26 protein-coding genes, 2 tRNA genes and 1 pseudogene are annotated in these 25,035 nt (G+C 69.3%); 14 read left to right on the forward strand and 15 right to left on the reverse strand.

Annotated elements, in window-relative coordinates:
* Nucleotides 1-31: 31 nt before the first annotated feature.
* Nucleotides 32-775, reverse strand: a complete 744-nt coding sequence (locus tag IE302_RS13885) for an isocitrate lyase/PEP mutase family protein (RefSeq protein ID WP_191254940.1) — start codon at nucleotides 773-775, stop codon at nucleotides 32-34.
* Nucleotides 772-1,236, reverse strand: coding sequence for a carboxymuconolactone decarboxylase family protein (locus IE302_RS13890; protein ID WP_191254941.1), 465 nt, complete (start codon nucleotides 1,234-1,236; stop codon nucleotides 772-774). The genes IE302_RS13885 and IE302_RS13890 overlap by 4 nt, the downstream gene beginning before the upstream one ends.
* Nucleotides 1,237-1,282: 46 nt before the next feature.
* On the opposite strand from IE302_RS13890, the gene pdxR reads away from it, so the two are divergent.
* Nucleotides 1,283-2,662 carry a MocR-like pyridoxine biosynthesis transcription factor PdxR gene (pdxR, locus tag IE302_RS13895; protein WP_191254942.1) on the forward strand — a complete coding sequence of 460 codons (1,380 nt, stop codon included), beginning with the start codon at nucleotides 1,283-1,285 and terminating at the stop codon, nucleotides 2,660-2,662.
* A gap of 73 nt (nucleotides 2,663-2,735) precedes the next feature.
* On the opposite strand, the gene IE302_RS13900 is transcribed toward pdxR, so the two are convergent.
* Nucleotides 2,736-3,416: a peptidylprolyl isomerase gene (locus tag IE302_RS13900; RefSeq protein ID WP_191255591.1), complete on the reverse strand. Its 681-nt coding sequence runs from the start codon at nucleotides 3,414-3,416 to the stop codon at nucleotides 2,736-2,738.
* A 146-nt stretch (nucleotides 3,417-3,562) separates the two neighbouring features.
* Here IE302_RS13900 and IE302_RS13905 point away from each other — a divergent pair, with 146 nt between their 5' ends.
* Nucleotides 3,563-4,150 (forward strand): hypothetical protein, encoded by a 588-nt coding sequence (locus IE302_RS13905; protein WP_191254943.1) that lies wholly within the window; start codon nucleotides 3,563-3,565, stop codon nucleotides 4,148-4,150.
* A gap of 139 nt (nucleotides 4,151-4,289) precedes the next feature.
* Nucleotides 4,290-4,643, forward strand: coding sequence for a beta/gamma crystallin domain-containing protein (locus IE302_RS13910; RefSeq protein ID WP_191254944.1), 354 nt, complete (start codon nucleotides 4,290-4,292; stop codon nucleotides 4,641-4,643).
* 43 nt (nucleotides 4,644-4,686) lie between these two features.
* Here the strand turns inward: IE302_RS13910 and meaB are convergent, their stop codons facing one another.
* Nucleotides 4,687-5,655 (reverse strand): methylmalonyl Co-A mutase-associated GTPase MeaB, encoded by a 969-nt coding sequence (meaB, locus tag IE302_RS13915; RefSeq protein ID WP_191254945.1) that lies wholly within the window; start codon nucleotides 5,653-5,655, stop codon nucleotides 4,687-4,689.
* Nucleotides 5,656-5,660: 5 nt separating this feature from the next.
* Nucleotides 5,661-6,842 (reverse strand): acetyl-CoA C-acetyltransferase, encoded by a 1,182-nt coding sequence (locus IE302_RS13920; protein ID WP_191254946.1) that lies wholly within the window; start codon nucleotides 6,840-6,842, stop codon nucleotides 5,661-5,663.
* Between the two features lie 131 nt (nucleotides 6,843-6,973).
* Between IE302_RS13920 and mce the strand changes: the two genes are divergently transcribed.
* Nucleotides 6,974-7,423, forward strand: a complete 450-nt coding sequence (gene mce, locus IE302_RS13925; protein WP_191254947.1) for a methylmalonyl-CoA epimerase — start codon at nucleotides 6,974-6,976, stop codon at nucleotides 7,421-7,423.
* Here mce and IE302_RS13930 read toward each other — a convergent pair.
* Together IE302_RS13930 and IE302_RS13935 are read right to left on the reverse strand one after the other, a co-directional pair.
* Nucleotides 7,417-7,980, reverse strand: coding sequence for a TetR/AcrR family transcriptional regulator (locus IE302_RS13930; protein ID WP_191254948.1), 564 nt, complete (start codon nucleotides 7,978-7,980; stop codon nucleotides 7,417-7,419). The genes mce and IE302_RS13930 overlap by 7 nt on opposite strands.
* 16 nt (nucleotides 7,981-7,996) lie before the next feature.
* The gene (locus tag IE302_RS13935) at nucleotides 7,997-8,365 is read right to left on the reverse strand and encodes an SPW repeat protein (protein ID WP_191254949.1); all 369 of its coding nucleotides are present in this window, start codon (nucleotides 8,363-8,365) and stop codon (nucleotides 7,997-7,999) included.
* Nucleotides 8,366-8,568: 203 nt separating this feature from the next.
* Here IE302_RS13935 and ccrA point away from each other — a divergent pair, with 203 nt between their 5' ends.
* The 4 genes from ccrA to IE302_RS13955 all read left to right on the forward strand — a co-directional run bounded on the left by ccrA (nucleotide 8,569) and on the right by IE302_RS13955 (nucleotide 12,822).
* On the forward strand, nucleotides 8,569-9,909 hold the full coding sequence (ccrA, locus tag IE302_RS13940) for a crotonyl-CoA carboxylase/reductase (RefSeq protein WP_191254950.1): 1,341 nt from the start codon (nucleotides 8,569-8,571) through the stop codon (nucleotides 9,907-9,909).
* A 104-nt stretch (nucleotides 9,910-10,013) separates the two neighbouring features.
* On the forward strand, nucleotides 10,014-11,123 hold the full coding sequence (locus tag IE302_RS13945) for a coiled-coil domain-containing protein (protein ID WP_191255592.1): 1,110 nt from the start codon (nucleotides 10,014-10,016) through the stop codon (nucleotides 11,121-11,123).
* Between the two features lie 105 nt (nucleotides 11,124-11,228).
* Nucleotides 11,229-11,678 carry a universal stress protein gene (locus IE302_RS13950; protein ID WP_191254951.1) on the forward strand — a complete coding sequence of 150 codons (450 nt, stop codon included), beginning with the start codon at nucleotides 11,229-11,231 and terminating at the stop codon, nucleotides 11,676-11,678.
* Nucleotide 11,679: 1 nt separating this feature from the next.
* Nucleotides 11,680-12,822, forward strand: coding sequence for an adenylate/guanylate cyclase domain-containing protein (locus tag IE302_RS13955; protein ID WP_191254952.1), 1,143 nt, complete (start codon nucleotides 11,680-11,682; stop codon nucleotides 12,820-12,822).
* Between the two features lie 54 nt (nucleotides 12,823-12,876).
* Here the strand turns inward: IE302_RS13955 and IE302_RS13960 are convergent, their stop codons facing one another.
* Genes IE302_RS13960 through IE302_RS13970 form a run of 3 tightly spaced genes read right to left on the reverse strand, consistent with a single transcriptional unit; the run spans nucleotide 12,877 to nucleotide 15,850 of the window.
* Entirely contained in the window at nucleotides 12,877-14,109 is a 1,233-nt protein-coding gene (locus IE302_RS13960; protein ID WP_191254953.1) for an aldehyde dehydrogenase family protein, read from the reverse strand.
* Nucleotides 14,110-14,160: 51 nt separating this feature from the next.
* Complete coding sequence (locus IE302_RS13965) at nucleotides 14,161-14,874, reverse strand: M50 family metallopeptidase (protein ID WP_191254954.1); 714 nt, start codon at nucleotides 14,872-14,874, stop codon at nucleotides 14,161-14,163.
* Between the two features lie 43 nt (nucleotides 14,875-14,917).
* A complete protein-coding gene (locus IE302_RS13970; protein ID WP_191254955.1) occupies nucleotides 14,918-15,850 on the reverse strand; it encodes a DNA-3-methyladenine glycosylase family protein in 933 nt (310 codons plus the stop codon).
* 140 nt (nucleotides 15,851-15,990) lie between these two features.
* Here IE302_RS13970 and IE302_RS13975 point away from each other — a divergent pair, with 140 nt between their 5' ends.
* From IE302_RS13975 to IE302_RS13985, 3 genes are all read left to right on the forward strand, one after another.
* The gene (locus IE302_RS13975; protein WP_191254956.1) at nucleotides 15,991-16,761 is read left to right on the forward strand and encodes a class I SAM-dependent methyltransferase; all 771 of its coding nucleotides are present in this window, start codon (nucleotides 15,991-15,993) and stop codon (nucleotides 16,759-16,761) included.
* Complete coding sequence (locus tag IE302_RS13980; RefSeq protein ID WP_191254957.1) at nucleotides 16,758-18,086, forward strand: M20 family metallopeptidase; 1,329 nt, start codon at nucleotides 16,758-16,760, stop codon at nucleotides 18,084-18,086. Before IE302_RS13975 ends, IE302_RS13980 begins: the two co-directional genes overlap by 4 nt.
* 91 nt (nucleotides 18,087-18,177) lie before the next feature.
* Nucleotides 18,178-19,149 (forward strand): trypsin-like peptidase domain-containing protein, encoded by a 972-nt coding sequence (locus IE302_RS13985; RefSeq protein ID WP_191254958.1) that lies wholly within the window; start codon nucleotides 18,178-18,180, stop codon nucleotides 19,147-19,149.
* Nucleotides 19,150-19,250: 101 nt separating this feature from the next.
* On the opposite strand, the gene IE302_RS13990 is transcribed toward IE302_RS13985, so the two are convergent.
* Nucleotides 19,251-19,628, reverse strand: coding sequence for a DUF3224 domain-containing protein (locus tag IE302_RS13990; protein WP_191254959.1), 378 nt, complete (start codon nucleotides 19,626-19,628; stop codon nucleotides 19,251-19,253).
* 47 nt (nucleotides 19,629-19,675) lie between these two features.
* Nucleotides 19,676-21,205, reverse strand: a complete 1,530-nt coding sequence (locus IE302_RS13995; RefSeq protein WP_191254960.1) for a helicase HerA-like domain-containing protein — start codon at nucleotides 21,203-21,205, stop codon at nucleotides 19,676-19,678.
* A 112-nt stretch (nucleotides 21,206-21,317) separates the two neighbouring features.
* On the opposite strand from IE302_RS13995, the gene orn reads away from it, so the two are divergent.
* Nucleotides 21,318-21,926: an oligoribonuclease gene (orn, locus tag IE302_RS14000; RefSeq protein WP_191254961.1), complete on the forward strand. Its 609-nt coding sequence runs from the start codon at nucleotides 21,318-21,320 to the stop codon at nucleotides 21,924-21,926.
* A gap of 77 nt (nucleotides 21,927-22,003) precedes the next feature.
* Nucleotides 22,004-22,079, forward strand: a tRNA-His gene (locus IE302_RS14005).
* Between the two features lie 250 nt (nucleotides 22,080-22,329).
* Here IE302_RS14005 and IE302_RS14010 read toward each other — a convergent pair.
* On the reverse strand, nucleotides 22,330-23,550 hold the full coding sequence (locus IE302_RS14010) for a L,D-transpeptidase (protein WP_191254962.1): 1,221 nt from the start codon (nucleotides 23,548-23,550) through the stop codon (nucleotides 22,330-22,332).
* A 195-nt stretch (nucleotides 23,551-23,745) separates the two neighbouring features.
* On the opposite strand from IE302_RS14010, the gene IE302_RS14015 reads away from it, so the two are divergent.
* Nucleotides 23,746-23,818, forward strand: a tRNA-Lys gene (locus tag IE302_RS14015).
* 40 nt (nucleotides 23,819-23,858) lie between these two features.
* Here IE302_RS14015 and IE302_RS14020 read toward each other — a convergent pair.
* A pseudogene (locus IE302_RS14020) lies at nucleotides 23,859-24,263 on the reverse strand (tyrosine-type recombinase/integrase); the annotation flags it as partial.
* Between the two features lie 18 nt (nucleotides 24,264-24,281).
* Entirely contained in the window at nucleotides 24,282-25,019 is a 738-nt protein-coding gene (locus IE302_RS14025) for a site-specific integrase (RefSeq protein ID WP_191254963.1), read from the reverse strand.
* Nucleotides 25,020-25,035 lie beyond the last annotated feature (16 nt).

A 25,035-nucleotide genomic window follows, 5' to 3' on the forward strand; every position in this document is an offset into this window, starting at 1 on the left:
CCCCGGCCGCACCGCCCCGGTTCCCATTCCCTTAGTACGGCAGCTTCCCCGCTGCCACCCCGGCCAGTTTCGCCTCGATGTCCGCGCGAACGGACTTCCACAGCCCGGTGCCCAGCGAGATCCGCGCTACCCCCAGTGTGGTGAGCGCGGAAAGATCGGGGCCACCAGGAATCGGTGCGGCGTTGACCGCCCGCGGCCCGACCGCTTTCACGAACTCGCCGAGCACGTCCGGCGACTTCACCAGGATCGGGTAGACGCAGTCCGCCCCGGCCTCGAAGTACGCCTCGGCCCGCGCGACCCCCTCCTCCAGAACGGCCTGTTCGTCGGACGCGCCGAAGAAGACGTCGACGCGGGCGTTGATCACCAGCGCGTCCCCCGCCGCCTTGCGCAGTTCCGCGATCAGGTCCGCCTGCGCTTCCAGCGGACGGAGTCCACCGTTCGTGTGATCGGTGTCCTCGTAGTTGCAGCCGACGGCCCCTGCCTCGGCCAGCCTCGTCGCGAATTCCCCCGCTTCGAGCCCGTACCCGCCTTCCGCGTCGACGGTCACCGGGACCGAGACCGCCCGCGCGATCCTCGCCGCCGCCGCGAACATCTCGTCGACGGGTGCTTCTTCCCCGTCGTCGTAGCCGAGGACCTTGGCGACGGCGAAGGAACTCGTCGCCACGACCGGGAAACCGGCGGCTTCCACGAGACGCGCGCTGTCGGCGTCCCACGCGTTCGGCAGGAGGAGCGGCTCGCCGGCGACGTGCAGCTCCCGCAGCCGCGCGGCGGTCATTCGGCGCGCTCGGGCAGCGGCGCGTGGCTGGTCACGCACATCCGGTTCCAGCTGTTGATCGCGATGATCTCCCACGCGACCGCGCGGTACTGCGTCTCGTCGAAGACCCGCGTCGCCTCTTCGTAGACGTCGTCCGGGACGTCGTGGAGCGTGGCGACGTTGGTCATCGCCTCGGTCAGCGCCAGCGCGGCGCGCTCCTGCTCGGTGAAGAGCTCGGTCTCGCGCCAGCCCTGCAGCACGTACAGCCGCCGCGGCGACTCGCCCTGCTGCACCGCTTCGTGGGAGTGCATGTCGAGGCAGAACGCGCAGTGGTTGATCTGCGACGCGCGCATCTTCACCAGTTCGAGGATCTTCTGGTCGACCCCCGCGTTGGCGGCCGCCTTCTCGACTTCGGCCTGCAGTTTCGACATGGCCTGGTAGATCTCGGGCACTCGCTTGCCCAGGTGGATTCGCTCGGTCATACCTGCGAATCTAGCGGCGACTGGCCCACGAGTATGGTCCAGTCACATGGCGGAATCATGGTCCAGTTCGGGAATGGACGTCCACCTGGACTGGCGGCCCGAAAGCGGCCGGACCGGGCTGGCCGCGGCGATCCGCGCGGCCATCCGGGAAGGACGCTGGCAGGCGGGCGCCGCGGTGCCCTCGACCAGGGCGCTGGCGCAGGACCTCGGGGTGGCCAGGGGCACGGTCACCCGCGTCTACGCCGATCTCGCGGCCGAGGGGTACTTGCGGACCGCGCAGGGCGCCCCGACCAGGGTCGCGACGGCGGGCGCGCTGCCGGCGTCACCACCGCGGCCCGTCCCCCGCGACCCGGCACCGCGCTGGGACCTGCGTCCCGGCAGGCCGGACCTGTCCGCGTTCCCCCGGTCGGCCTGGCTCTCGGCGACCCGCCGGGCCCTGCACCGGGCGCCGAACTCGGCGTTCGACTACCCGTCGGACTCCGGTTCGGCGGAGCTGCGGGAGACGCTCGCCGCGTATCTGGCCAGGAGCCGCGGCGTGGTCGCGGATCCCGAACGCATCCTGGTGTGCTCCGGGTTCTCGCACGCGATCGCGATCCTGGCGCGGGTCCTGCGCGCACGCGGCGCGGAGGAGATCGCCTTCGAGAACCCGTCACTGCACATCTACCGGAACATCGCCGCCGCCAACGGTGCGCGGGTGGTCGGCGTCCCGGTCGACGACCACGGGATCGAAGTGTCCGCTTTGGACAGTCCGGCGGTGGTGGTCACCCCGGCGCACCAGTACCCGCTGGGCGTCACGCTCGCCCCTCGGCGGCGAGCGGAACTCACCCGATGGGCGGAGGAGACCGGCGCCGTCGTCATCGAGGACGACTACGACGGCGAGTTCCGGTTCGACCACCAGCAGGTCGGCGCGCTGCAGGCGCTGGCCCCCGAACGGGTCGTGTACGTGGGGACGACGAGCAAGACGCTCGCACCGGCGCTGCGCCTGGGCTGGATGGTGCTGCCGCGGTTCCTGGTCGAACCGGTGCGCGCCGAGATGGTCGCGAGCGGCGCGCGGCCCGCGTTGCTGGACCAGCTGGCGATGGCCGAGCTGATCGAATCGGGTGCCTACGACCAGCACATCCGCCGCTGCCGGGCCGAGTACCGCTCACGGCGCGACCGGCTGCTCGCGGCGTTGCCGGATTCCTTGCTGCCGCAGGGGATCTCGGCAGGCCTGCACCTGGTCCTGCAGTTCCCCGGTGAGCTGCCCCGGGAAATGGAGGTGCTGGCCGCCTGCCGCCGTCGCGCGATCGGGCTCGAAGGGCTCAGCGGCTACTGGATCGGAGAACCCCAGCGCGAAGGGCTCATCATCGGGTACGGCGCCGCCGCGAAGCACGCTTTCGGCGGCGCCACCGAGGCCTTGCGCGAGGCCATCTTCGAGGTCACCTGACGCGTTTCGTCCTCTGAATGCGGTACTTGCGTGTTCAAGGACAGCATCCAGAGGACGAAACGCGTGGGGGTGGTCAGCAGAACCAGGGGCGCGCCCGGAGGATGTCGGTCTTCAGGACGGGGGCGCCATCGACCGGGGCGGGGTTCTCCGGGGTCGGCTTGATCCCGCCGGCGGCGACGTCGTCGAGGGTTTCGAGGCCTTCATGGCCGACGGTGCCGAAGATCGTGTAGTTCGGGCGCAGCGCGGAGTCGCCGTACACGACGAAGAACTGGCTACCGTTGGTCGCCGGGCCCGCGTTGGCCATCGCGAGGACGCCGCGCGCGTACACCTTGCGCTCGCCGGTCGGGTCGGTCGGCGCGGGCGGCAGGCCGACGGGCAGTTCGTCCTTGTACTTGTAGCCGGGGCCGCCCTCGCCGGTGCCGCTCGGGTCACCGCACTGCAGCACCTTCAGCGTCGGGTACGACGTCAGCCGGTGGCACGTCGTGCGGTCGTAGAACCGGTGCGTCGCCAGGTGCAGGAAGCTCTGCACCGTGCAGGGCGCCTTCGCCCGATCGAGGGTCAGGTCGATCTTGCCCTGGTTCGTCTTGAGCTGCACCGGCACCTTGCCCCGGTTCGGCGTGCGACGGGGGTCCGGCGGCAGCGGGACCGGGCGCACGGCCGGGTCGTCCGGTGTCTCCGTGTACTGACAGGGGCCCTTCGTGACCTTCGGCGGCGTACCCTCCGCGGCCGCCGTTCCGGTACCGGCGGCGAGCATCAGCCCGGCCCCCAGCACTGCGACGAAGACTTTCGCGATCCTCTGCACGGTTCCTGCCTCCCAGCCGTGGACGAAGAGGAGAGCATAGGGTGAATCCCCGCCGCTCATACAGGTCCGGAAGTAGGTGCGCGGTTAGGGTCGGATCCGTGGAGATCGCCGAACGACACCAATGGCAGCTGAACGCGCTGACCTTCCTCTACGCGTACACGCAGTACGTCCTGGTGCACGAGAGGGTCATGGCGGGGCTGCCGCCGGAGAAACCGGCGGAACTCGACAAACCGCGCATGCTCCGGCTGGCCAAGGTCGTCGACGACATGATCCTCGACTTCCGCAAGGAGGACGGGCTGAGCGACCTCGAACGGCGCCGCGTCATCCGGCTCGCCAGGGAGATCAAGTCGCACGTCCGGGAGACGTGGCCACCACGCGAGCCGTCGCTGACCGAGTGGGTCGCCTCCGCCGCCGCGCACTTCTACTGCGAGGAGCACATCAACAACGGCTACGTCCGCATGGGCCGCGTCTTCGACCCCGACATGGCCGACAGGTTCCTGGAGCGCGTCGAGTTCTGCCGGGGGCAGACGGTCACGATCACGAACTACGCCCACAAGGTGGCCGACGGCGAGCAGCTCACCTACGGCGAGACCAACCAGCTCGAAGTCTGGAAAGAGGACGCGATCAGCCATTTGGACAACCTCGACAGCGACTTCGGCGACATCAAGATGTACGTCGAATTCTGATGCGCGTGCACGGACGGCCAGACTTGCCTGTCCCAAAGCACCCGGGAAACCGCCGGGAAATTGACACCGGCCGCACTTGATCGAGATGCTCGACAGCGCACGAAGCACGCTCCTTTTCCCCTCGCTAAAGGAGAATTCCGTGATCTCGTTCAAGAAGAAGGCCCGGCGCGTCCTGGCCGCGGCGGCCGCCGCTGCCGCCGCGTTCAGCCTGCTCGTCCCGACCGGCACCTCGTTCGCGATCGACCACATCCCTTGCCGTGACGGCGAGAACTTCCTGAAGATCTGGTCGCACCTCGGCGGGAGCAGCAGTGTCGACTGCTACGCCAACAAGGGAAGGATCAGTTTCGGGGGCTGGTGGATCGACCGGATCTACACCGGCAACAACGACCTGATCTATTACGACAGCAATGGGTCGGACGTCAGAATCAACCGGTGGACCGATATCAGTTTCCCGAATCGTCCGCCGAAGGTTCGCGTCATCGAAATCCTCTGAAGACCTCGTGAGTGGTAAGTGTCGTTAGAACGACACTTACCACTCACGAGTCCCGAAGGTCTCTGATCAATTCTTCGGCCGCCGCGAAGGGGTCGAGCTTCCGCGCCACCACGCGTTCGGCCAGTTCGGCGAGCCGGTCGCCGGAGCGCAGGTCGACGATCTCCGCGCGCAACCGCTGCACGGCGATCGCCTCGACCTCGTCCCGGGCCCGTGCCGCGCGGCGACGGGGCAGTTCGTCACGCTGGACCAGCCAGTCGTGGTGTTCGCCGAGCGCGCGGACGACGTCGCCGACGCCTTCGCCGCGCGAGGCCACCGTTCGCACGATCGGCTGACGCCAGCTCGGACCGCGGATCTCCCGGCGCACCAAGGAGATCATCTGCTTGAGGTCGTGGACGGTCGCGTCCGCGCCCTCGCGGTCGGCCTTGTTGACGACGAACACGTCCGCGATCTCCAGCACGCCCGCCTTGGCCGCCTGGATCCCGTCGCCCATCCCGGGCGCGAGCAGGACCACCGTGGTGTCGGCTAGTTTCACGACGTCCACTTCGGACTGTCCGACCCCGACGGTCTCGATCAGCACGACGTCGAAGCCCGCCGCGTCGAGCACGCGGACCGCCTGCGGCGTCGCCCACGAAAGCCCGCCGAGATGGCCGCGGGTGGCCATCGAACGGATGAACACGCCGGGGTCGGTGGCGTGTTCGGTCATCCGGATCCGGTCGCCGAGCAGCGCGCCGCCGGAGAAGGGCGACGACGGGTCGATCGCCAGCACCCCGACCCGCAACCCCTGCGCCCGCAAGGCGGTGAGCAGCGCGGACGTCGATGTCGACTTGCCGACACCGGGTGGGCCGGTCAGCCCGACGACCCGCGCGTTGCCGGTGTGCGGCGTCAGTTTCGCCGCCACCTCGGGCAACTGCGGATGAGCGTCCTCGACCAGCGACAGCAACCGGGCGATCGCGCGGGGGACGCCGTCCCGCGCGCGACCGACCAGTTCGTCGATGTCCAGCTGTACCGGCAAGGGCTTTACGGAACGCGGAGCAGCAGCGCGTCGCCCTGGCCGCCGCCACCGCAAAGGGCGGCCGCGCCGAGGCCGCCGCCGCGACGGCGGAGTTCGTGGATCAGGTGCACGGCGAGCCTCGCGCCGGACGCGCCGATCGGGTGGCCGAGGGCGATGGCGCCACCGTCGACGTTGACCTTCTCCGGGTCGAGCCCGAGCTTGTCGGCCGAAACCAGGCCGACGGCGGCGAACGCCTCGTTGATCTCGACGAGGTCGAGCGCGTCGGCGGTCAGCTTCTCCTTGGCCAGCGCGGCCAGGATCGCGTTCGACGGCTGCTCGTGCAGGCTGGCGTCCGGACCGGAGACCACGCCGTGCGCGCCGATCTCGGCGAGCGGAGTCAGGCCCAGTTCCTCGGCCTTGGCCTTACTCGCGACGATGACCGCGGCCGCGCCGTCGGAGATCTGCGAGGCCGAACCGGCGGTGATGGTGCCGTCGGAGGCGAAGGCCGGGCGCAGCTTCGCGAGGCCTTCGGCTGTCGTGTCGGCGCGGACGCCCTCGTCCTTCGAGAAGACGACCGGGTCGCCCTTGCGCTGCGGGATCGACACCGGCGCGATCTCGGCGTCGAAACGGCCGGCCTCGATGGCGGCGGCGGCACGCTGGTGCGAACGCGCGGAGAACTCGTCCTGCTGCTCACGGGTGAGCCCGTAGCGGCTGTTGTACTTCTCCGTCGAAGCGCCCATCGCTACCTGGTCGAAAGCGCAGAACAGGCCGTCGTAGGCCATGTGGTCGACGAGCGTGGTGTCGCCGTACTTGAAGCCCGCGCGGGACTTCGGCAGCAGGTGCGGCGACTGGGTCATCGACTCCTGGCCGCCCGCGACGATCAGGTCGAACTCGCCCGCGCGGATGAGCTGGTCGGCGAGCGCGATGGCGTCGAGACCGGAGAGGCAGACCTTGTTGATGGTCAGCGCCGGGACGGTCATCGGGATGCCGGCGGCGACCGCGGCCTGGCGCGCCGGGATCTGGCCCGCGCCGGCGGTGAGCACCTGGCCCATGATCGTGTACTGGACCGCGTCCGGGGAGACACCGGCCTGCTCCAGCGCCGCCTTGATGGCGAAGCCGCCGAGCTGCGCGCCCGAGAAGTCCTTCAGGGAACCGAGCAGTCGCCCGATCGGTGTACGGGCGGCACCCAGGATCACGGAACCGGACACGGCGTCCTCCAAGCATCGGCGCAAGGGCAAAGGGGGTCTTCGCGACCATACCCGGGTCGCGGGCGTCTTGATGGAGCCAGTGTGAGGCGGCGCACGCCGGTCCACCCGCCCGCGCGCCTATCCTGCTCTGCATGAACCAGGCGCTGAAACCGTTCGTGACCGCCATCGACCACGTCGGCATCGCGGTACCCGACCTCGACGCGGCGATCGCCTTCCACGCCGAGCATTTCGGCCTGGAGGTCGCGCACGAGGAGGTCAACGAGGAGCAGGGCGTCCGCGAGGCGATGCTGCGTGCGCCGGGCACCGCCGGGACCGAGACCGCGATCCAGCTCCTCGCGCCGCTGCGCGACGATTCCGCGATCGGCAAGTTCCTCGCCAAGAGCGGCCCCGGGTTGCAGCAGCTGGCATATCGAGTGTCCGATGTGGACGCCGCCGCCGCGGCGCTGCGCGCGCAGGGACTCCGGCTGCTCTACGACGAGGCGAAGCGCGGCACGTCCAACAGCCGGGTGAACTTCGTCCACCCCAAGGACGCCGGTGGCGTACTGGTGGAACTGGTCGAGCCCGCGAAGAACGGTCACTGACCGCGCGTCAACGCTTCGGCGATGAAGAGGACCTCGCGATCGATCTCGGCGGGGTCCCCGTCTTCGTTGTGCCGCGCCGTCGCGTGACGGTGGCTGACGGCCCGCGCGAGCAATCCCGACGCCGAATCGACGTCGGCGACCGCGAGTTCGCCACCGGTCGCGGCGACGATCACCGCCTTCACCTGGCGGACGAGTTGCTGGAACCGTTCGGCCAGCGCGTCACGGACCGCGCGGTGCGTGTCGGCCTCGCGCCACAACAGGTGTGACAGCGCCAAAGAGCGGTTGAACCGCCTGTCGAGTTCCAGCACCAGGCCGCGCAGGCTGCCCGCGAGGTCGCCGGGGACCACCACGACGGCCGGTTCGATGCGCGCGTCCGGCAGTTCGGCGACCAACGCGGCCAGCAGATCCGACTTGCGCCGGAAGTAGTAGTGCACCAGGCCCTTCGGCACGCCCGCCCGTTCGGCGATCCGTGACGTGGGCGTGGCGTCGAAACCGGATTCGGCGAACAGCGCCTCCGCGGCTCGCAGGATGCGCTGTTTCGCCGAATCCTCTTTCACACCGTCTCCTTGTGCGTCAGTGCTGTCCCGCCGTCTTGTGCGTCGCCTGGGCGATCGGCATCGCGGCCGCCCCGGCCACCACGGTCAGGACGCCACCCACCCAAGCGGTCCAGGACGCGCCCATGAAAGCGGCGAATCCCATCACCCAGGGCGAAATGAACAGCAGCGCGCCCAGGACGATCTGGATGCCTTCGCCGTAGACCATGCCAGGCATCGCGAGCGACGCGAGGCCGTCGAGGGCGATCAGCGCGCCCAGGACGATCAGCGACCACATGGCGGTGGTGTCCGTGGTCATCCAGAGGGGTGAAAGAGCGACGACCACACCGATGACCACCTCCGCCCAGTCATGGGGACGGGTCCAAGGGCGCGTCGTGGGTTCGTTCATGCGTGCTCACCTCCGAAATTCGGCTGAACCTGCAGGTCGGAGAGATCTCCATCGCCCATGCTCCGCTTGGTTGGCCGGCCGGTCAAGACCGGTCGATAACACTTCGGGATGTGTACGTGCTCCACGTCTCGTACAGTTGTGGTCTTGGTTACCGGTGAGTAATTTGAGGCGCCAACACGCCACCCCCATTCGCGGAGGTTCCGATGTCGCAGCTCGGCGAGATCCAGCAGGCCATTCTGAACGATGACCTCGGCGCCGTGGCGTCGCTCGACGTGCCGGAGTCCTACCGCGGGATCACCGTGCACAAGGACGAGGCCGACATGTTCCAGGGCCTCGAAAGCCGGGACAAGGACCCGCGCAAGTCGCTGCACGTGGACGAGGTCCCGACGCCGGAACTCGGCCCGGGCGAGGCGCTGGTCGCGGTCATGGCGAGCGCGATCAACTACAACACCGTCTGGACCTCGATCTTCGAACCGGTCTCGACCTTCAAGTTCCTGGAGCGCTACGGGCGGCTCTCGCCGCTGGCGAAGCGCCACGACCTGCCGTACCACGTCGTCGGCTCGGACCTGTCCGGCGTCGTGCTGCGCACCGGTGTCGGCGTGCACAACTGGAAGGCGGGCGACGAGGTCGTCGCGCACTGCCTCAACGTCGAACTCGAGGGCCCGGACGGGCACAACGACACGATGCTCGACACCGAGCAGCGGATCTGGGGCTTCGAGACGAACTTCGGCGGCCTCGCCGAGATCGCGCTGGTCAAGGCGAACCAGCTGATGCCGAAGCCGGATCACCTCACCTGGGAAGAGGCCGCGTCGCCCGGCCTGGTGAACTCCACGGCCTACCGCCAGCTCGTCTCGCGCAACGGCGCGGACATGAAGCAGGGCGACGTCGTGCTGATCTGGGGCGCCTCCGGCGGTCTCGGTTCCTACGCGACGCAGTACGCGCTCAACGGCGGCGCGATCCCCGTGTGCGTGGTCTCCAGCCCCGAAAAGGCGGAGATCTGCCGGAAACTGGGCGCGGAGCTGATCATCGACCGCAACGCCGAGGGCTACCGGTTCTGGAAGGACGACGACAACCAGGACCCGAAGGAATGGCAGCGGTTCGGCAAGAAGATCCGCGAGCTGACCGGCGGCGAGGACCCGGACATCGTCTTCGAGCACCCGGGCCGCGAGACCTTCGGCGCTTCGGTCTACGCCGCGCGCAAGGGCGGGACGATCGTCACCTGCGCGTCGACGTCCGGATTCATGCACCAGTACGACAACCGCTATCTGTGGATGAACCTGAAGCGGATCATCGGCAGCCACTTCGCGAACTACCGCGAATCGTGGGAAGCGAACCGGCTGATCTCGAAAGGTCTGATCCACCCGACGCTGTCGAAGACCTACGGACTCGAAGACACCGGCCAGGCCGCGCTGGACGTGCACCGCAACGCCCACCAGGGAAAGGTCGGCGTGCTCGCCCTCGCGCCGGAAGAAGGTCTGGGCGTCCGGAACCACGAGCTGCGCGAGAAGCACATCGACGGGATCAACGCTTTCCGGAACGTTTAACGCGCCGGAACGCACTTTCGCCGCGCGTTGCGTGGGTGCTCACCCTTCCGTGACCCCAGCTCGACTACGGTAGAAGGATGAGCCTTGGCGAGGAACGGGAGCTAGTGCCGCTGGGAGCCGGCTTCGACGTGGCGAAGCGCGGTTACAGCCGTGCGCAGGTCGACGAACATCTCGAACGGCTGGACGCCGATCTGAAGATGCTCACCGCCGATCGCGATGCCGCCATCGGACAGGCGGGCGACCTGGCACGGCAGCTGGAGATCGCGCGCGGCGAGATCGCGGACCTGCGCGGGCAGGTCGACAGGCTCGCCCAGCCGCCGACGAGCGTCGAGGGCCTGTCCGAGCGGCTGCAGCGCATGCTGCGGCTCGCGCAGGACGAGGCCGCCGACACCAAGGCGCGCGCGGAAGCCGAGGCCGGGCACATCCGCGCCAAGGCCGAGACCGACGCGAGCGCCATGCGGGCCCGCTACGAGCAGCTGCTCAACGAGCTCGACCTCCGCCGCAAGGAGATGGAGGCCGAGCACCGCGGGGTGCTGGAGAAGGCCCGCGCCGAGGCGAAGGACATCACCGACAAGGCGAAGGCCGAGCGCGACAAGCTCGACGCCGAGTCGCAGCAGCGCCGCACGCAGGTCGAAGAGGACTTCGAGATCGCGATGGCGTCGCGACGCACCGAAGCCATGCACGCGCTGGCCGAGCAGGAGGCCTCCAGCAAGGCCGAGGCCGCCCGCCGCGTCCGCGAGGCCACCGAGGACGCCGCCGCCATCCGCGCGAAGGTGCTCGAAGAGGAGACGGCGGCCAAGGCCGACATCGAGCGCCGTCAGCGGGAGTCGGTCGCCGACGCCAACAAGCGCAAGCAGGACTCGATCACCGAGGCCAACGCCCGGCTCGCCGAGGCGGCCGACGAGGCACGCCGCCGCGTCCGGCAGGCCACCGAGGAGTCCAACCGGCGGATCACCCAGGCCACCGAACGGGTGGAAGCGCTGCGCAAGGTGCGCTCGAGCCTGGCCGAGCAGGTCCGCACCGCGCGGACCGCGCTCGCCGAGGCGACGCACGTGCTCGGCGACGAACCGCACGTCCCGGCGGATTTGAAGGCGAAGCCGTCGCCCGACTCGGAAGCCACCGTGCAGCTCCGGACGGCCGATGTGCCGAAGGCCACATCCGGCGCGAAGCCTTCACCGCGACCTGCGGCAGCGCAGAAACCGACTGGCGAGTAACCTTTTCACCCGACCGAGCTCACGACGGCCTGCGGGGCCGTCCGCGAGCGGTTATCGTCGCTGCTCGCGCGCAGGTGCGGGCTGTCAGATCGGTGGAGGTTGCGGATGGCTGCATATCGGACCGTGGTCGTGGGCACGGACGGATCGGATTCCTCGTTCGCCGCGGTCGACCGGGCGGCGGGCGTCGCCGGGGACTCCGGAGCGACCCTGGTCATCGTGTGCGCCTACTACCCCGCCAACAAGGGCGACGTGGAGAAGGCGCAGGACGTCCTCGGTGACGAGGCGTACCAGGTGGTGGGCTCGGCCCCGGCCGAGGACACCCTCCTGTCCGCCCGCGACAGGGCGGGGAAGGCCGGCGCCAAGAACATCGAAACCGCCGCGGTCGTCGGCGACCCGGTCGACTCGCTGCGCAAGGTCGTCGCCGAGCGTTCCGCGGACCTGCTGGTGGTCGGCAACCGCGGGCTGAACACGCTCGCGGGCCGCATCCTGGGCTCCGTGCCGTCCGAGGTCGCGCGGAAGTCCGGTGTGGACGTGCTCATCGTCCACACCACCTGATATGCCCGAACCCGGCGAGATCTCGCCCGACGCGCTGCAGCAGCGCCTCGAACGGATCCTGCTCGGCGGGAAGCGCAAGTACACCCGGCTCGAAGTCGCCGAGAAGGCAGGCGTTCCCGAGGAACGCTCTCGGCGGCTTTGGCGTGCGCTGGGCTTCGCGACCGTCGAGGACGACGAGGTCGTCTTCACCGACGCCGACGTGGACGCGATCCGCACGGCGGACCAGCTGATGAGCTCGGGAATGATCGATCCGAGCATCGAGCTGGCGGTGACGCGCGCGCTGGGCCAGCATCTTTCGCGGCTCGCGGAATGGCAGGTCCACATGCTGTGGACGATGATCACCGAGAACAAGGAGATCGGCAGCAGCGAACGCCAGATCGGCAGGCTCGTCGAGAGGCTGCTGCCCGAACTGCAGAAGGTGCAGGACTTCGTCTGGCGCCGCCACCTCGCCGCCTACGCCGGCCGGGCGATGGCCCTGCCGGACGAAGACCTCGAAGCGAGGACCGAGGTCGTCGGGTTCGTCGACATGGTCGGCTACACCCGGCTGACCAGGCAGGTCGGCGAAGACGAGCTGACCGACATCCTGGACCGGTTCGAATCCGTCGCCACCGAAGTGGTCGCCGATCACCGCGGGCGGATCGTGAAGATGATCGGCGACGAGGTCCTGTTCGTCGCCGATTCCGCCGTCGACGGCGCCGAGATCGCCCTGGCGCTGTCCGAACGCTCCGACGCCGACGAGACCCTGCCCTCCGTGCGCGCCGGTCTGGCGTCGGGCCGGATCCTCAGCCGGTTCGGCGACGTCTACGGCTCGGTCGTGAACCTCGCCGCCCGCCTCACCTCGACCGCCCGGCCGGGCACCATCCTGGTGGACAAGGAGCTCGCCACCGAACTCCTGGCGTTCCCGCAGTACGAGGTGCGCACGCGGCGGCCGGTTTCGGTGCGGGGGTACAACCGGCTGCGGCCCTCTTCGCTGCGCCGGGCGAAAGAACGGCCTGCGGGCATGTTCGCGTCCTCGCAGCAGCTCGCCGCGGAGATGCTGGGGCTGGCCGAGACCGCTCCCGCCCCGGAACCTGTTCCGGACGAGGTCGAGGACGCCACCGCGGACTCCTTGCCGCCCCGGCCCAAGCGGCGCCGACGCCGCTGACAGCCCTGCCGGGGAGAGCAAGGGACCTTTGCTATCGCCTCCGCGAGGCCGAGGTCAGGCGGGCAGGACGGCGTACTGCCGGACGTAGAGGTCGGTGTAGGTGACCGGGCCGCGAGGGCCGGGGACCTTGTCCAGGTTGATGCCGGTCTCGGGGACGGCGAGGAGCTTGAAGCCGTCGAGCAGCCGGGTGGGCGCGTTCCAGAAGACACCGGTGCCGGTATACGCGTCGAAGAACGCGTCGGCGGCTTCGCTGCTTTCGGTGGCGATGCCGGCGGCCAGGCCCGAGGTGCGCTCGTTGGCGATCTCGGCCGCTTCGGGCAGGCTCGCGACCTTCGCGACGGTGACGGTTGCTTCGCGGTCGGAGTCGAGCGCCCATTCGTAGCCGATGGCGTGCTCGTGCGGCGCGAGCGACGGCGTCACGCCGCGTTCGGTGAGCGCGCCGGAGATGCCGGGCCAGACGCGGTCGTGGGCGTCCTCGTGGATCAGCAGCAGGTTCAGCCGGTTGCAGACGCCGAGCCTGTCGAGGCTGTTGAAGACCAGGTCACGCACCTTGTCGGTGTCGGCCGCTTCGTCGACATACAGGACACCGCCGCCGTCGGCGTGGGCCAGCGTGCGGACGCCGTGGACGGCCGCCTCGGTGGCCAGCGCGCGGGTGCTGTCACCGCTGCCGCGCAGGATGACCAGCGGCACGAGGTCGGGGAACCGGACCAGCGCGGAAGCCGCCTCGCGCTCGGCGCGCGGCACCAGCTGGACGACGTCCGGGTCGATGCCCGCTTCGGCGAGTGCGGGGGCGATCACGGTCTCGCGCAGGCGCTGGGCCGAGCCGAGCGCGGCGGAACCCGTGCGGAGGACGCCGCCGTTGCGCGACTTCACCAGCTGCGAGGCGACGTCGACCGTGACGTTCGGGCGCGCCTCGTAGTTCGCGCCGATCACGCCGACCGGACGACGGCGTTCCACCAGCCGCAGCCCGCCGTCCAAAGTGGACACGTCGACGGACCGCTCCTGATGCGGCGCGCCTGCCAGGAGACGGAGCTGCTCGGCCATGCCGGTCAGGCGCTCGGGAGTGATGGTGAGCCTGTCGAGCAGGCCCGCGCTCATGCCGTCCTCGCGCGCCTTGGCGATGTCGGCCTGGTTCGCTTCGAGCACGACGTCGGCGTGCTCGACCAGCTTGTCCGCCATGGCGTTCAGCGCGGCGTCGATCGCCTCCGCGGAGGCGGCGGCCAGTGACGGCGCGGCCCGTTTCGCCGATCGAGCGCATTCCTCGACGGCCTTGGCGACCTCGTCCATCTCCGACTCCTTCCGCGCGGAACGAGCCATCAGTCTGCCGTACCGCCCCGGTCAGGCGACGGTCGGCTCCAGCAGCCACAACCCGCCCGCGAAGAGGCAGCTCACCGTCAGCACGACCATCACCAGCACCCACAGCACCGCGGGCACCCCGGTGAGCCTGCCGAGCTGGTCGGCGTCGGAATCCCTCGCCCCGCCCCGGCGCCGCTTGATCTGCAGCTCGACCACCGGCCGGACGCCGCCGAACAACAGGAACCAGGTCAGCAGGTAGACGAAGATCGCCTGGAACCACGACGGCGCCACCAGCGCGACCAGCCCGAGCACCACCGAGCTGGTTACCACGGCGAACACGCCGTAGGTGTTGCGCACCATCACCAGCACGCCCAGCAGCATCAGCGCCATCACGATCAGCACGACGGTGATCAGGTCCGACGAGAGCAGTCCGGCGAACACCAGTCCGAGCACCGCGGCCGCCGGGTACCCGGCCAGCGCGGTGAACGCCATCCCCGGCCCTTCCGGCTTGCCGCGGGAGACGGTGACCCCGGAAGTGTCCGAGTGCAGCTTGATGCCCTGCAGCCGGCGGCCGACCAGCACCGCCGCGAGCGCGTGGCCCGCCTCGTGGACGAGCGTGATCAGGTTGCGGGCGATCCGCCAGGGCCTGCCCGAGAGCACCACGAGCAGTGCGAGACCACCGGTGACCAGGGTGATCGTGCCGGGCGGGGTGGACTGGGCGATGTCGGAAACCGTTTCGGCGGGAGACGAGCTCACCTCACCAGCTCACCACAAGCCGGATATGTCCTGTGTCAGGCGGTCATCGAACCTCCGCTCCCGCACGTGCGAGACTCCGGTCGTTCCGCAGGGTGAAGGCCACCCAGCTGCGGAACGGCCGCCACACCGCGGACAGTTCCTCCAGTTCCTCGGGCGGCGCCTCCGGCAGGTCGTACGCGACGCGCATGGCCTCCTGCACCCGAGGCTCGTCTGTGGGGAAGACGTCCGGATGCCCGGCACCCCGGATCAGGATCAGCTGTGCCGAGAACGGGCCGATCCCCGGCAAGCGCTGCAGCCAGCGCAACGCGTCCGGGACCGCCATCGCGCGCAGATAGGCGGCGTCGAGCAGACCGTCCTTGGCGGCGTTGGCCACCGCGCGCAGCCGCTCGGCCTTCACCTCCAGCAGTCCCCGCCCGGCTTCCGTCCCGGCCAGGACGTCCGGCGCCGGGAACGACATGAGGACCTTCCCGCCGACGTCCACCGGCCTGCCGAACTCCTCGGCGAGCCGTCGTTTCACCGCGGCGGCCTGCGACATCCGCGTCTGGTGACTGAGGATCGCCCAGCAGGCCGCTTCGTACGGCGAGTGGAACAGGACGGGCCGCAGCCCGGGGAACGTCTGCTGCAGGCGGCGGACCACCGGATCCGCGGTGCCGATCTTGGCGAAGCCGACACCGTCGACGTCCACCGAGAGGATCCGCCGCACCTGGGCGCCGACCTCGACGGCGAGCCCTTCCTCGGCGAAGACCTCCACTTCGATCGAACCGGGCGATCTCTGTCTGACGGCCGCGCCGACATGCTCCCAGCCCGCTTCGGCGGGGAACGCGAAGCGCAGGGTGCCGGGTTCGGCGGCGGCGTCGCCGCGGCACGCGGGCGGGAAGTCGGTCAGGAACCGGATGGACTTGTCGAGATCGAACGGACCGCGCACCGGGATGCGAAGCGTGGTCGAGGCGGTGTGCTGCAGGATCGAGCCGGTCATTTCCGGGCTCCTTCGGCTGGGGAACGGCGACTCCCAGGACGTTAGAGACGACCACCGACAGTTTCGGGTCGCGGCGGCGGGAATGTCGCGAACGGACCGGTCATGGCAGATTCTCGGGTGACACCGTGAAGGGAGCAGCCATGCCGGACCATCGCGAACGTCTTTCGAGCCTCCTTCGGCCGGGCACCACGACCTCCGGGCCGGACAAGGGTTTCCTCGATCTGCTGGGCGAAATCCCGCAGGCCGGGCCGCCGACCGGGCTCGCCCAGCGGCTGATGCGCACTTCGGCCGTGCCGATGATCTACGAGCGGTACTGGCGCCCGACGCTGGGCAGGGTCGCGAAAGGACTGACCGGCCCGAGCATGGCGGACGAGATCCGGATCGCGATCGAAGCGCTCGGCCTCGGCCCCGGCCGGGTCGCGCTGGACGTCGCCTGCGGCACCGGCCGGTTCACCCGCGCGTTCGGTGAGGCGGTCGGCCCGGACGGGCTGTCCATCGGGCTCGACGGTTCGGTCACCATGCTGGAGAAGGCACTTTCCGAGCCCAATCCCGCCACCGTGACCTACCTGCGCGCGGACGCCGTCGACCTCCCGCTCGACGATTCCACTGTGGACGCCGTCTGCTGCTTCGCCGCGCTGCACATGTTCGCCGACCCGGACGCGGCGCTGGACTCCTTCGCCCGCGTGCTGAAACCCGGTGGTTCGCTGGTGCTGCTGACCAGCGCCCGGCACAGCGACCAGCCGATGCGGCTGGCGGACACCTTCCTCGGCAGGCTGAGCGGGCAGCGGATGTTCGACCGCGGCGAGATCGCGCTGAAGCTGTTCCGGCGCGGCTTCGAGCACGTCGGCGAGCGGTACTCCGGCGTCACGCAGATCGTCACCGGCGAGCTACCGGTTAACATCCGGAAATGATCCGCTCTGAGCACGCTTCGCCGACTCCCCCCGACGACAGCTACCTCCGTTCGCTGGTCGACGCGACCGCGGACGCCGTCGCCGCGGCCGAACCCCTCGGCTCGCCACACGAGGGCGCGGACCCGGCCACCAGGGACGCGGTCGGCGCCGGGATCCGCGCGCTGACGGCGGATCTGGTGGGGCTGAGCCAAGACCTGCACGCCCATCCCGAAGAAGGTTTCGCCGAGCACCGCTCGGTCCGCGCGCTCGGGGACCTGCTCCGGAAGCACGGCCACGAGGTGACGATCGGCGCGGGCGGGCTGGACACCGCCTTGGTCGCGAGCACGCCCGGGAGCGGCCCGCACATCGCGGTCCTCTCCGAGTACGACGCCCTTCCCGGGCTCGGCCACGGCTGCGGCCACAACGTCATCTGCACCGCGGGCGCGGGCGGTTTCCTCGGCGCGGCGGCGGTCGCCGAACGGCTGGGCGGCCGGGTCTCGCTGATCGGCACGCCGGCGGAGGAAGGCGGTGGCGGCAAGGAGACCCTGGCCCGCGCGGGCGTGTTCGACGACGTCGACGCCGTGGTCATGCTGCACCCGTTCAGCCACGACATCGCCATGCACCCGTTCCTCGGCAGGCGGCAGCTGGAGATGGTGTTCCACGGTGTCGGCGCGCACGCTTCGGCCCAGCCGTTCATGGGACGCAACGCGCTCGACGCCGCCGTCGCCGCATACCAGGGTGTCGCGGCGCTCCGGCAGCATCTGCCCTCCAGCGACCGCGTCCACGGCGTCTTCACCGACGGCGGCGCGCGGCCGAACGTCGTTCCCGAACGCGCGGCGCTGCTGTTCTACCTCCGGTCCGCGCAGCCGGACACGTTGCGAGACCTCGCAGAGCGGGTTTCGGCGATCGCGCGCGGCGCGGCGGAGATGACCGGCTGCGGCGTCGAATTGCTGTGGGACGCCCAGCCCGCGTACCTGCCGATCCGGTTCAACACCACGCTCGCCGGACGCTGGTCGGTGCATCAGGTCGACGCGGGCCGCAAACCGCTGCCGCCGGGCATCGTTCCCGAATTCCTCACCGGTTCGACGGATCTCGGCAACCTTTCCTACCGGATGCCCGCGATCCACCCGATGATCGCCATCGCCGGACCGACGACCGCCTTGCACACCAAGGAGTTCGCGGCCGCGGCCGGTTCCCCGGACGGTGATCGCGCGGTCGTCGACGGCGCGCTGGGGCTGGCGCTGACCGCCGTCGATTACCTGGCCGACGCGAAACTCCGCGCCGCCGTGCACGAGGAATTCGAGGCCTCGGGCGGGGCGCTGGACGTACCCGCGTTCTTCGACTGAGGAAACGCTGAGATTTCTCAGCTGATTCTTCTCAGCAAAGCCAAGGGGTTTTCCACAGGCCGTTCACAACTACGGGCGCGAATCTTGTTCCATGACCGAGAACGAGAGTCGGCCCGGCCCCGCCTCCACCGGTGGGCACCAGCCGCCGCATCAGCAGCAGTACCCCGGTTACACCCCTTGGCAGGCCGCGCCGAATCCGCTCTTCACGCCGCAGCAGGCCCAGGCGCAGACGCCCGTCCCGCCGCCTCGTAAGAAGGGCGGCCGGGTCGCCGTCCTCGTCAGCGCGACGGCGCTCGCCGCCGCCCTCGTCGGCGGGGTCGGCGGCGCGGCGCTCGTCGGCTTCGGCCCCGCGTCGGCGGCGTCGGGCACGGGTTCGTCCACGGTCGCCACCGGGCAGCCGGTCGGGAACACCACTTCGGGTGACGTCAGCGGGGTCGCCGCGAAGGTGACGCCGAGCGTCGTCCAGGTGAACGTGACGACCGCGCAGGGCGAGGCCGTCGGCTCCGGCGTCATCCTGACCGCGGACGGGCGCATCCTCACCAACGCCCACGTGGTCGCCGACGCCCAAGGCGACGTCACCGTCACCCTTTCGGACGGCAAGCAGTACAAGGCGAGCGTGGTCGGCGCCGACACGAAGGCCGACATCGCCGTGATCCAGGCGAAGGGCGCGAGCGGGCTGACCCCGGCTTCGCTCGGCGATTCCAGCAAGCTCGCCGTCGGCCAGCAGGTCGTCGCGATCGGCTCGCCCGGCGGCCTCCAGAACACCGTGACCACCGGCATCGTGAGCGCGCTGAACCGCAAGCTCGACGAGCTCAGCAGCGGCCAGGAGCGGCGTTCGCCGTACAGCAGGACCACGAACGAAGCCGGGCCGAGCTACACCGCGATCCAGACCGACGCCCCGATCAACCAGGGCAACTCGGGCGGGGCGCTGGTGGACGCGCAGGGGAACCTCATCGGCATCAACTCGGCGCTGTACAACCCGACCTCGACCGGCAGCATCGGCATCGGTTTCGCGATCCCCATCAACGACGCGAAGAAGATCGTCGATCAGATCGTCGGCTGACCCGGCCGTCTGGACCGCTGTCAGGGGGCGGCCCAGCAGGCGATGTCCGTGAAGGCCTCCTTGCCTACCTTCAGGGTAGGGAAGGAGGCCTTCACGGATTTTCAGAGTTCGTAGGTGAGGGTGAAGGTGTGGTTGCCCTCGTCGTCCTGGACGATCTCCGCCGTTCCGGTGATGCCGGCCAGTTCGCCGTGACCGGAGCCCGGCAAGACGATCAGGTGATGGCCGTTCTCCCCCGCCGAGTGATGGAGGACGAAGCCGCCCTTACGCCCGTCGACGGACACGGCCAGCCGTTCGAAGGCGACGTACGCAGACGACGTCTCGTTCACCGCGGCGAGCATCTCGACGGCGCTGGTCCCCTCGACGGCTCCGGTGAACGTCTTGGTCAGCAGCACACGCGAGAACTCGGTGCCTTCGGGCTTCTCGGTGGACTGCGGATCCCAGCCGTCCACAGTGAACGACGCTGTCGCGGTGTTGGTCATGGCGCCGAGTCTGCCGGTCATACCTGACAGATCGCGTCAGGTATTCCTCACCGCCTCCGGTTCCCGAACAGGCCGCGCGTGATCTCCCGTCCGAGCGCGCTCGCCGCCGACCGGAGGAACGACTTCACCGCCGGGTTGCTCATCGCCTGTTCGACCATCCCCGGCGCTTCCTTCTCCGGTTTTGGAGCCGGGGGCGCTTCCGGCGGCGGAGCCTCACCGGCGGGCGGCGCCGCCACCTTCGCGGCGAGCTTCTCGTAGGCCGACTCGCGGTCGATCGTCTCGGCGTACTTCGCGTGCAGATCCGAAGACGCCGTCGCCGCGGAGATGGCCTCGGCGCCGATGGACCCCATCTTCGAACGCGGCGCGCGCAGGCGGGTCCACGCGACCGGCGTCGGGGCGCCCCGCTCGGAAAGCACGGTGACGATCGCTTCGCCGATACCGAGCGACGTCAGCGCCGAGTCCAGTTCGTAGTGCTTCGTCTTCGGGTACGTCTTCACCGTCTTCGTCAGCGCCGCCTGGTCCTCGGGCGTGAACGCGCGCAACGCGTGCTGCACCCGCGCGCCCAGCTGGGACAGGACGTTGTTCGGGATGTCCGTCGGGAGCTGCGTACAGAAGAACACGCCGACGCCCTTCGACCGGATCAGCTTCACGGTCTGCTCGATACGCTCCAGGAACGCCTTCGACGCGCCGTTGAACAGCAGATGCGCCTCGTCGAAGAAGAACACCAGCTTCGGCTTGTCGAGGTCGCCCTCCTCGGGCAGTTCCTCGAACAACTCGGCCAGCAGCCACATGAGGAACGTCGAGAACAGCGCGGGCTTCGACTGGAGGTCATCCAGCTCCAGCAGGGTCACCATCGCCTTGCCGTCGACCTCGCGCATCAGGTCGTGGACGTCCAGCTCGGGCTCGCCGAAGAAGTCCTCGCCGCCCTGGGCCTCCAGATTGGACAGCGACCGGAGGATCACCCCGGCCGTCGCGGCCGAGACGCCGCCGATGCCCTTGAGGTCCTCCTTGCCCTCGTCGCTGGTCAGATGCGTGATGACCGAACGGAGGTCCTTGGTGTCCAGCAACGCCAGGCCGCGCTGATCGGCCCAGTGGAAGATCAGGCCGAGCGTCGACTCCTGGGTTTCGTTGAGCCCCAGCACCTTCGACAGCAGGATCGGCCCGAAACTCGTGATCGTCGCCCGGATCGGCGCCCCCTTGCCGCCCGTGCCCAGCGACAGGAACTGCACGGGGAACGCGGCGGGCGCCCAGGCGTCACCCAGCTCTTCCGCGCGTTTGGCGATCTTGTCGTTGCTCTCGCCCTGCGCGGCCAGGCCCGACAGGTCGCCCTTCACGTCGGCCAGCACCACCGGCACTCCCGCGGCCGACAGCTGTTCGGCGATCAGCTGCAAGGTCTTCGTCTTGCCGGTACCGGTCGCACCCGCGACCAGCCCGTGCCGGTTCAGCGTCGCCAGTGGCAGCCGGACCGCCGCCCCGGCGTCGGCCTTGCCGTCGATCACGACGGCGCCGAGCTCCACCGCGGCCCCCTCGCTCACGTAACCCTGCGCGATCTCCTGGGCTGGACCCTGTTCGGCCACTGTCGCTCCCTGGTCTGTGATATGGCTCACCTGAGGATGCACACGCTGCCAGCAACGCGCCGAACCCGCACGTCGCGCGTCGTGAATCCCCGGGTCGGGTTAGGGTTTCGGGGTGAACGACCGCCTAGTCTGGATCGACTGCGAGATGACGGGGCTCGACCTCGGCAAGGACGCGTTGATCGAAATAGCCGCGCTGGTGACCGACGCCGAACTCAACGTCCTCGGCGAAGGCGTCGACATCGTCATCCACGCCGACGACGAAACCCTCGACGGCATGCCGGAGGTCGTCCGCGAGATGCACGCCCGCTCCGGCCTCACCGAAGAGGTCCGGCGCTCCACGGTCACCATGGAAGAAGCCGAGCAGCGCGTCCTCGAGTACATCCGCGCGCACGTGCCCGAGGCCAACGTCGCCCCGCTCGCCGGCAACTCCATCGCCACCGACCGCGGCTTCATCACCCGCGACATGCCAGCCCTCGACGAGCACCTGCACTACCGCATGGTCGACGTCTCGTCGGTCAAGGAACTCGTCCGGCGCTGGTACCCGCGGATCTACTACGCCAAGCCCGAGAAGGGCCTCGCGCACCGCGCCCTCGCCGACATCAAGGAATCCATCGGCGAGCTCGACTACTACCGCCGCGTCGCCTTCGTCCCCCAGCCCGGCCCGACCACCGAACAGGCCAAGGCCGCGGCCGCTGAAGTGCAGGAACGCCACGAACGGTAACCCGTTGCGAGCCCCCGAAACGGGCACGCTAATATAGTGCGGCCGAGGTGATGGGAAGCTTCCCGAGCCCGGCGATGGTGGGCGTAGCTCAGCTGGTAGAGCACCTGGTTGTGGTCCAGGAGGTCGCGGGTTCGAAACCCGTCGCTCACCCCATCACCCCAGTTTGGTCGGGCCCTGGCGGGCCCTCCACCAGACTGGGGTTTCGCCATTCTTTGGGGGCCGAGCCCCCAAGCCCCCGCCGGAGGGCTGCGCCCCCGGACCCCCATCCGTTCGGTGCCGTGGGTGACCACGCTCGATGTCGTGAGCGTTGAGCCCGCGGACTCGAAAGCGCCCTGTCCCGGAAATGACTGAGGGGTCCCATTGGGACGGCGGTCGTCCTAAGGGGACCCCTCATGACATCGGGTCAGTTCCGGTCGCCGCCGGTCTTCCAGTCGTCCCAGGACATCTGCCACACCGACCAGCCGTCGGTCGGCTCCAGCACCTGCGGGCCGGAGTTCGTGACCGTGATGATGTCGCCCTTCTTGGACGTGTCCATCAGCCACTTCGCGTTCTCGGTCGACAGGTTGATGCAGCCGTGGCTCACGTTCCGCTTGCCCTGCGAACCGACCGACCACGGCGCCGAGTGGTAGAAGATGCCGCTGTTCGACATCCGCACCGCGTACTTCACGAACGTCCGGTAACCGGCCTTGCTGTCCGTCGGGACGCCGTAGGTGCTCGAGTCCATCGTGTACCCGGTGTGCTCGCTCATCACCGTGTAGGTCCCGGCCGGGGTGCTGCTCGACGGCTTGCCCATCGAGATCGGCATCTGCTTGACCTCTTGGTCGTTCACCACGACCTTCATCTGGTGCGTGCCGCCGTCCGCCGTCGCGACCAGCTTGTCGCCGACGACCACCTTGGCCGGCTTGTCCTCGCGGCCGAAGGTGTTGTTGCCGAGGTTCTTGCCGTAGATCGCCGCGTTGACCGAGATCTTCGTGCCCGGCTTGAAGTACTCCTTGGGCCGCCACATCACGGTCTTCTCGCCGAACCAGTGGAACGCGCCCTCGGCCTGCGGCTCGGTGACGATCTTCAGCGCCTTCTCCGTCGCCGCCTTGTCCGGCACGTTGCCGGTGAAGGTGAAGATCAACGGCAGCCCCACCCCGACCGTCTCCCCTTCGACCAGGTTGATCGAGACACCGATCTGCTTGCCTGCCTTGGCCGTGGAGAACGTCGAGGTCGCGGTGACCGGCTTGCCGTCCGTCCCGGTCGCGGCCGCGGTGACGGTGTAGGTCTTGCCGTAGCCGAGCGGTTCCGCCGACTCCCAGCCCGAACCGTCCTCCTTCGGCTTGCCCGCGACGACCTTGCCGTCGGCGCCGGTCAGCTTGACCTCGCCCACCTTGCCGTCGGCGACGGCGACCGTGACCGGCTCGCCGGGCGCCACGTCCGCCGCACCCTGCGCGGGAGTCAGCGTCATCGCGGCGGGCTTCGGCGCGGGAGCGGGCGCACCGCTCTGCTGCGAGCCACCGGGCGCGCCACCCGGAGACGGTGTTTCACCCGACGGTGTACTGGTGCACGCGGCCAGTGTGAACCCGGCCACCAAAGCCACCAACGCCACCCGCGACCGCCCTGTCGCTCCCCAGACCCTCATGCACGCCGCCCGTTTCGCGTGGTACCAACCCCAACGTCTGGCTATAGTCTGCCTGACCGGGTGCAACGCCTGCGGCCGGATGGCCGAATCCGTCCCGGCCCGTCGTTAGGGGACCCCCCTGAAACGGGCCCCAGCAACCCTGTGTTAATGTTTTCCACGTCGCCAAGGGGAACACCAAAGCGGCGGAACAAGCAGGCGCCATTAGCTCAATTGGCAGAGCAGCTGGCTCTTAACCAGCGGGTTCGGGGTTCGAGTCCCTGATGGCGCACAGTAAGAAATCAAAGCCCACCAACGATTTTCCTGTATTTTCAGGGGTGTCGTCGGTGGGCTTTGTTGATGTGTGAGCCCGAGGTGGGGCCACCGTGAGCCCCGTCAAATGTTCCTCCACGATGAATGAGGCGCGGACCTCGTCCGCCGCCCTGGCCTCGTTGTTGTCGACCACGAGTGGCGCGCGACCTGCAGATCTTCTGACCGCGTTCGTAGCCGGCTCGCCGAACCAGGCTCGCGGTCGCTTCTGCGCTGGCGTGGGCGAGGGACGGGAGCACGCTGGTGTAGGTGTCCGCCGTCAGGACGATGCTGGCGTGGCCCAGCAGCGCTTGCACCGTCTTCAGATCGTTCCCCGCGGCCAGCGACAGCGTCGCCGCACCATGACGGAGGTCGTGGAAACGTACCGGCGGCAGCCCAGACTTGGTGATGAGCCGACGGAACGAATGCGATACGTAACTCGGGCTCTAATGCTGCCCATTCTCATGCGCGAAGACCCAACCGTCCGGAGCACCTCCGCCCGCCTGGAGTTGAGAGGCACGCAGCCGAGTCAACAGAGCTACCGTGCTTCGATCCAACGACACCGTGCGGCCACTGGCCGCGGTCTTCGGCAGGCACACTACCGCTTGCCCGTCCCGCTCTTGAATCTGATGAGTCACCGTCAAAGTCGCCTCGTCGAGATCGAGATCGCACCAGCGCAGGCCAAGGGCCTCGCCACGCCGTAGCCCGGTCAAGGCCGCGACATGGAACAAGGGATGCAGCGGATGCTGCCCGGTGAACTGGAGAAACGCCGCGGTCTGTTCAGCCGTCCAGACCGCCAGCGGTGGACGTTCCCCGGTCGCCCGCCATACCGCCACCCTCGCGTCCGTCCACACCACCGGACGCGGTCGCCGCGGCGAGGGCAGTTCCACCCAGCGCGCCGGATTGCTCGTGATCAGCCCTCGCCGGATGGCACCGTTCAACGCGGCACGCAGCACCTCCCGCATCCGCTGCAGTGTCGCCGCCGACAACGGCCGCGCCCGCGTCGCATTCGCGCGCAGCAGCCCGGTGAACATCGCCTGCACCCGCCCGATCGTCAGCTCTGCCAGCACCACGTTGCCGAGGCGAGGCTTCAAGTAGTCCCGGACGTGCTGGGTGTAGATCGCCCGAGTCGCCGGACGGATCGTATGACGAGTCGCCAGCCAGATATCCAGCCACTGCCCCACCGTCACCAAACTCAGA

Origin of the sequence: Amycolatopsis oliviviridis, from assembly GCF_014654365.1 — a bacterium.
GTDB lineage: Bacteria > Actinomycetota > Actinomycetes > Mycobacteriales > Pseudonocardiaceae > Amycolatopsis > Amycolatopsis oliviviridis.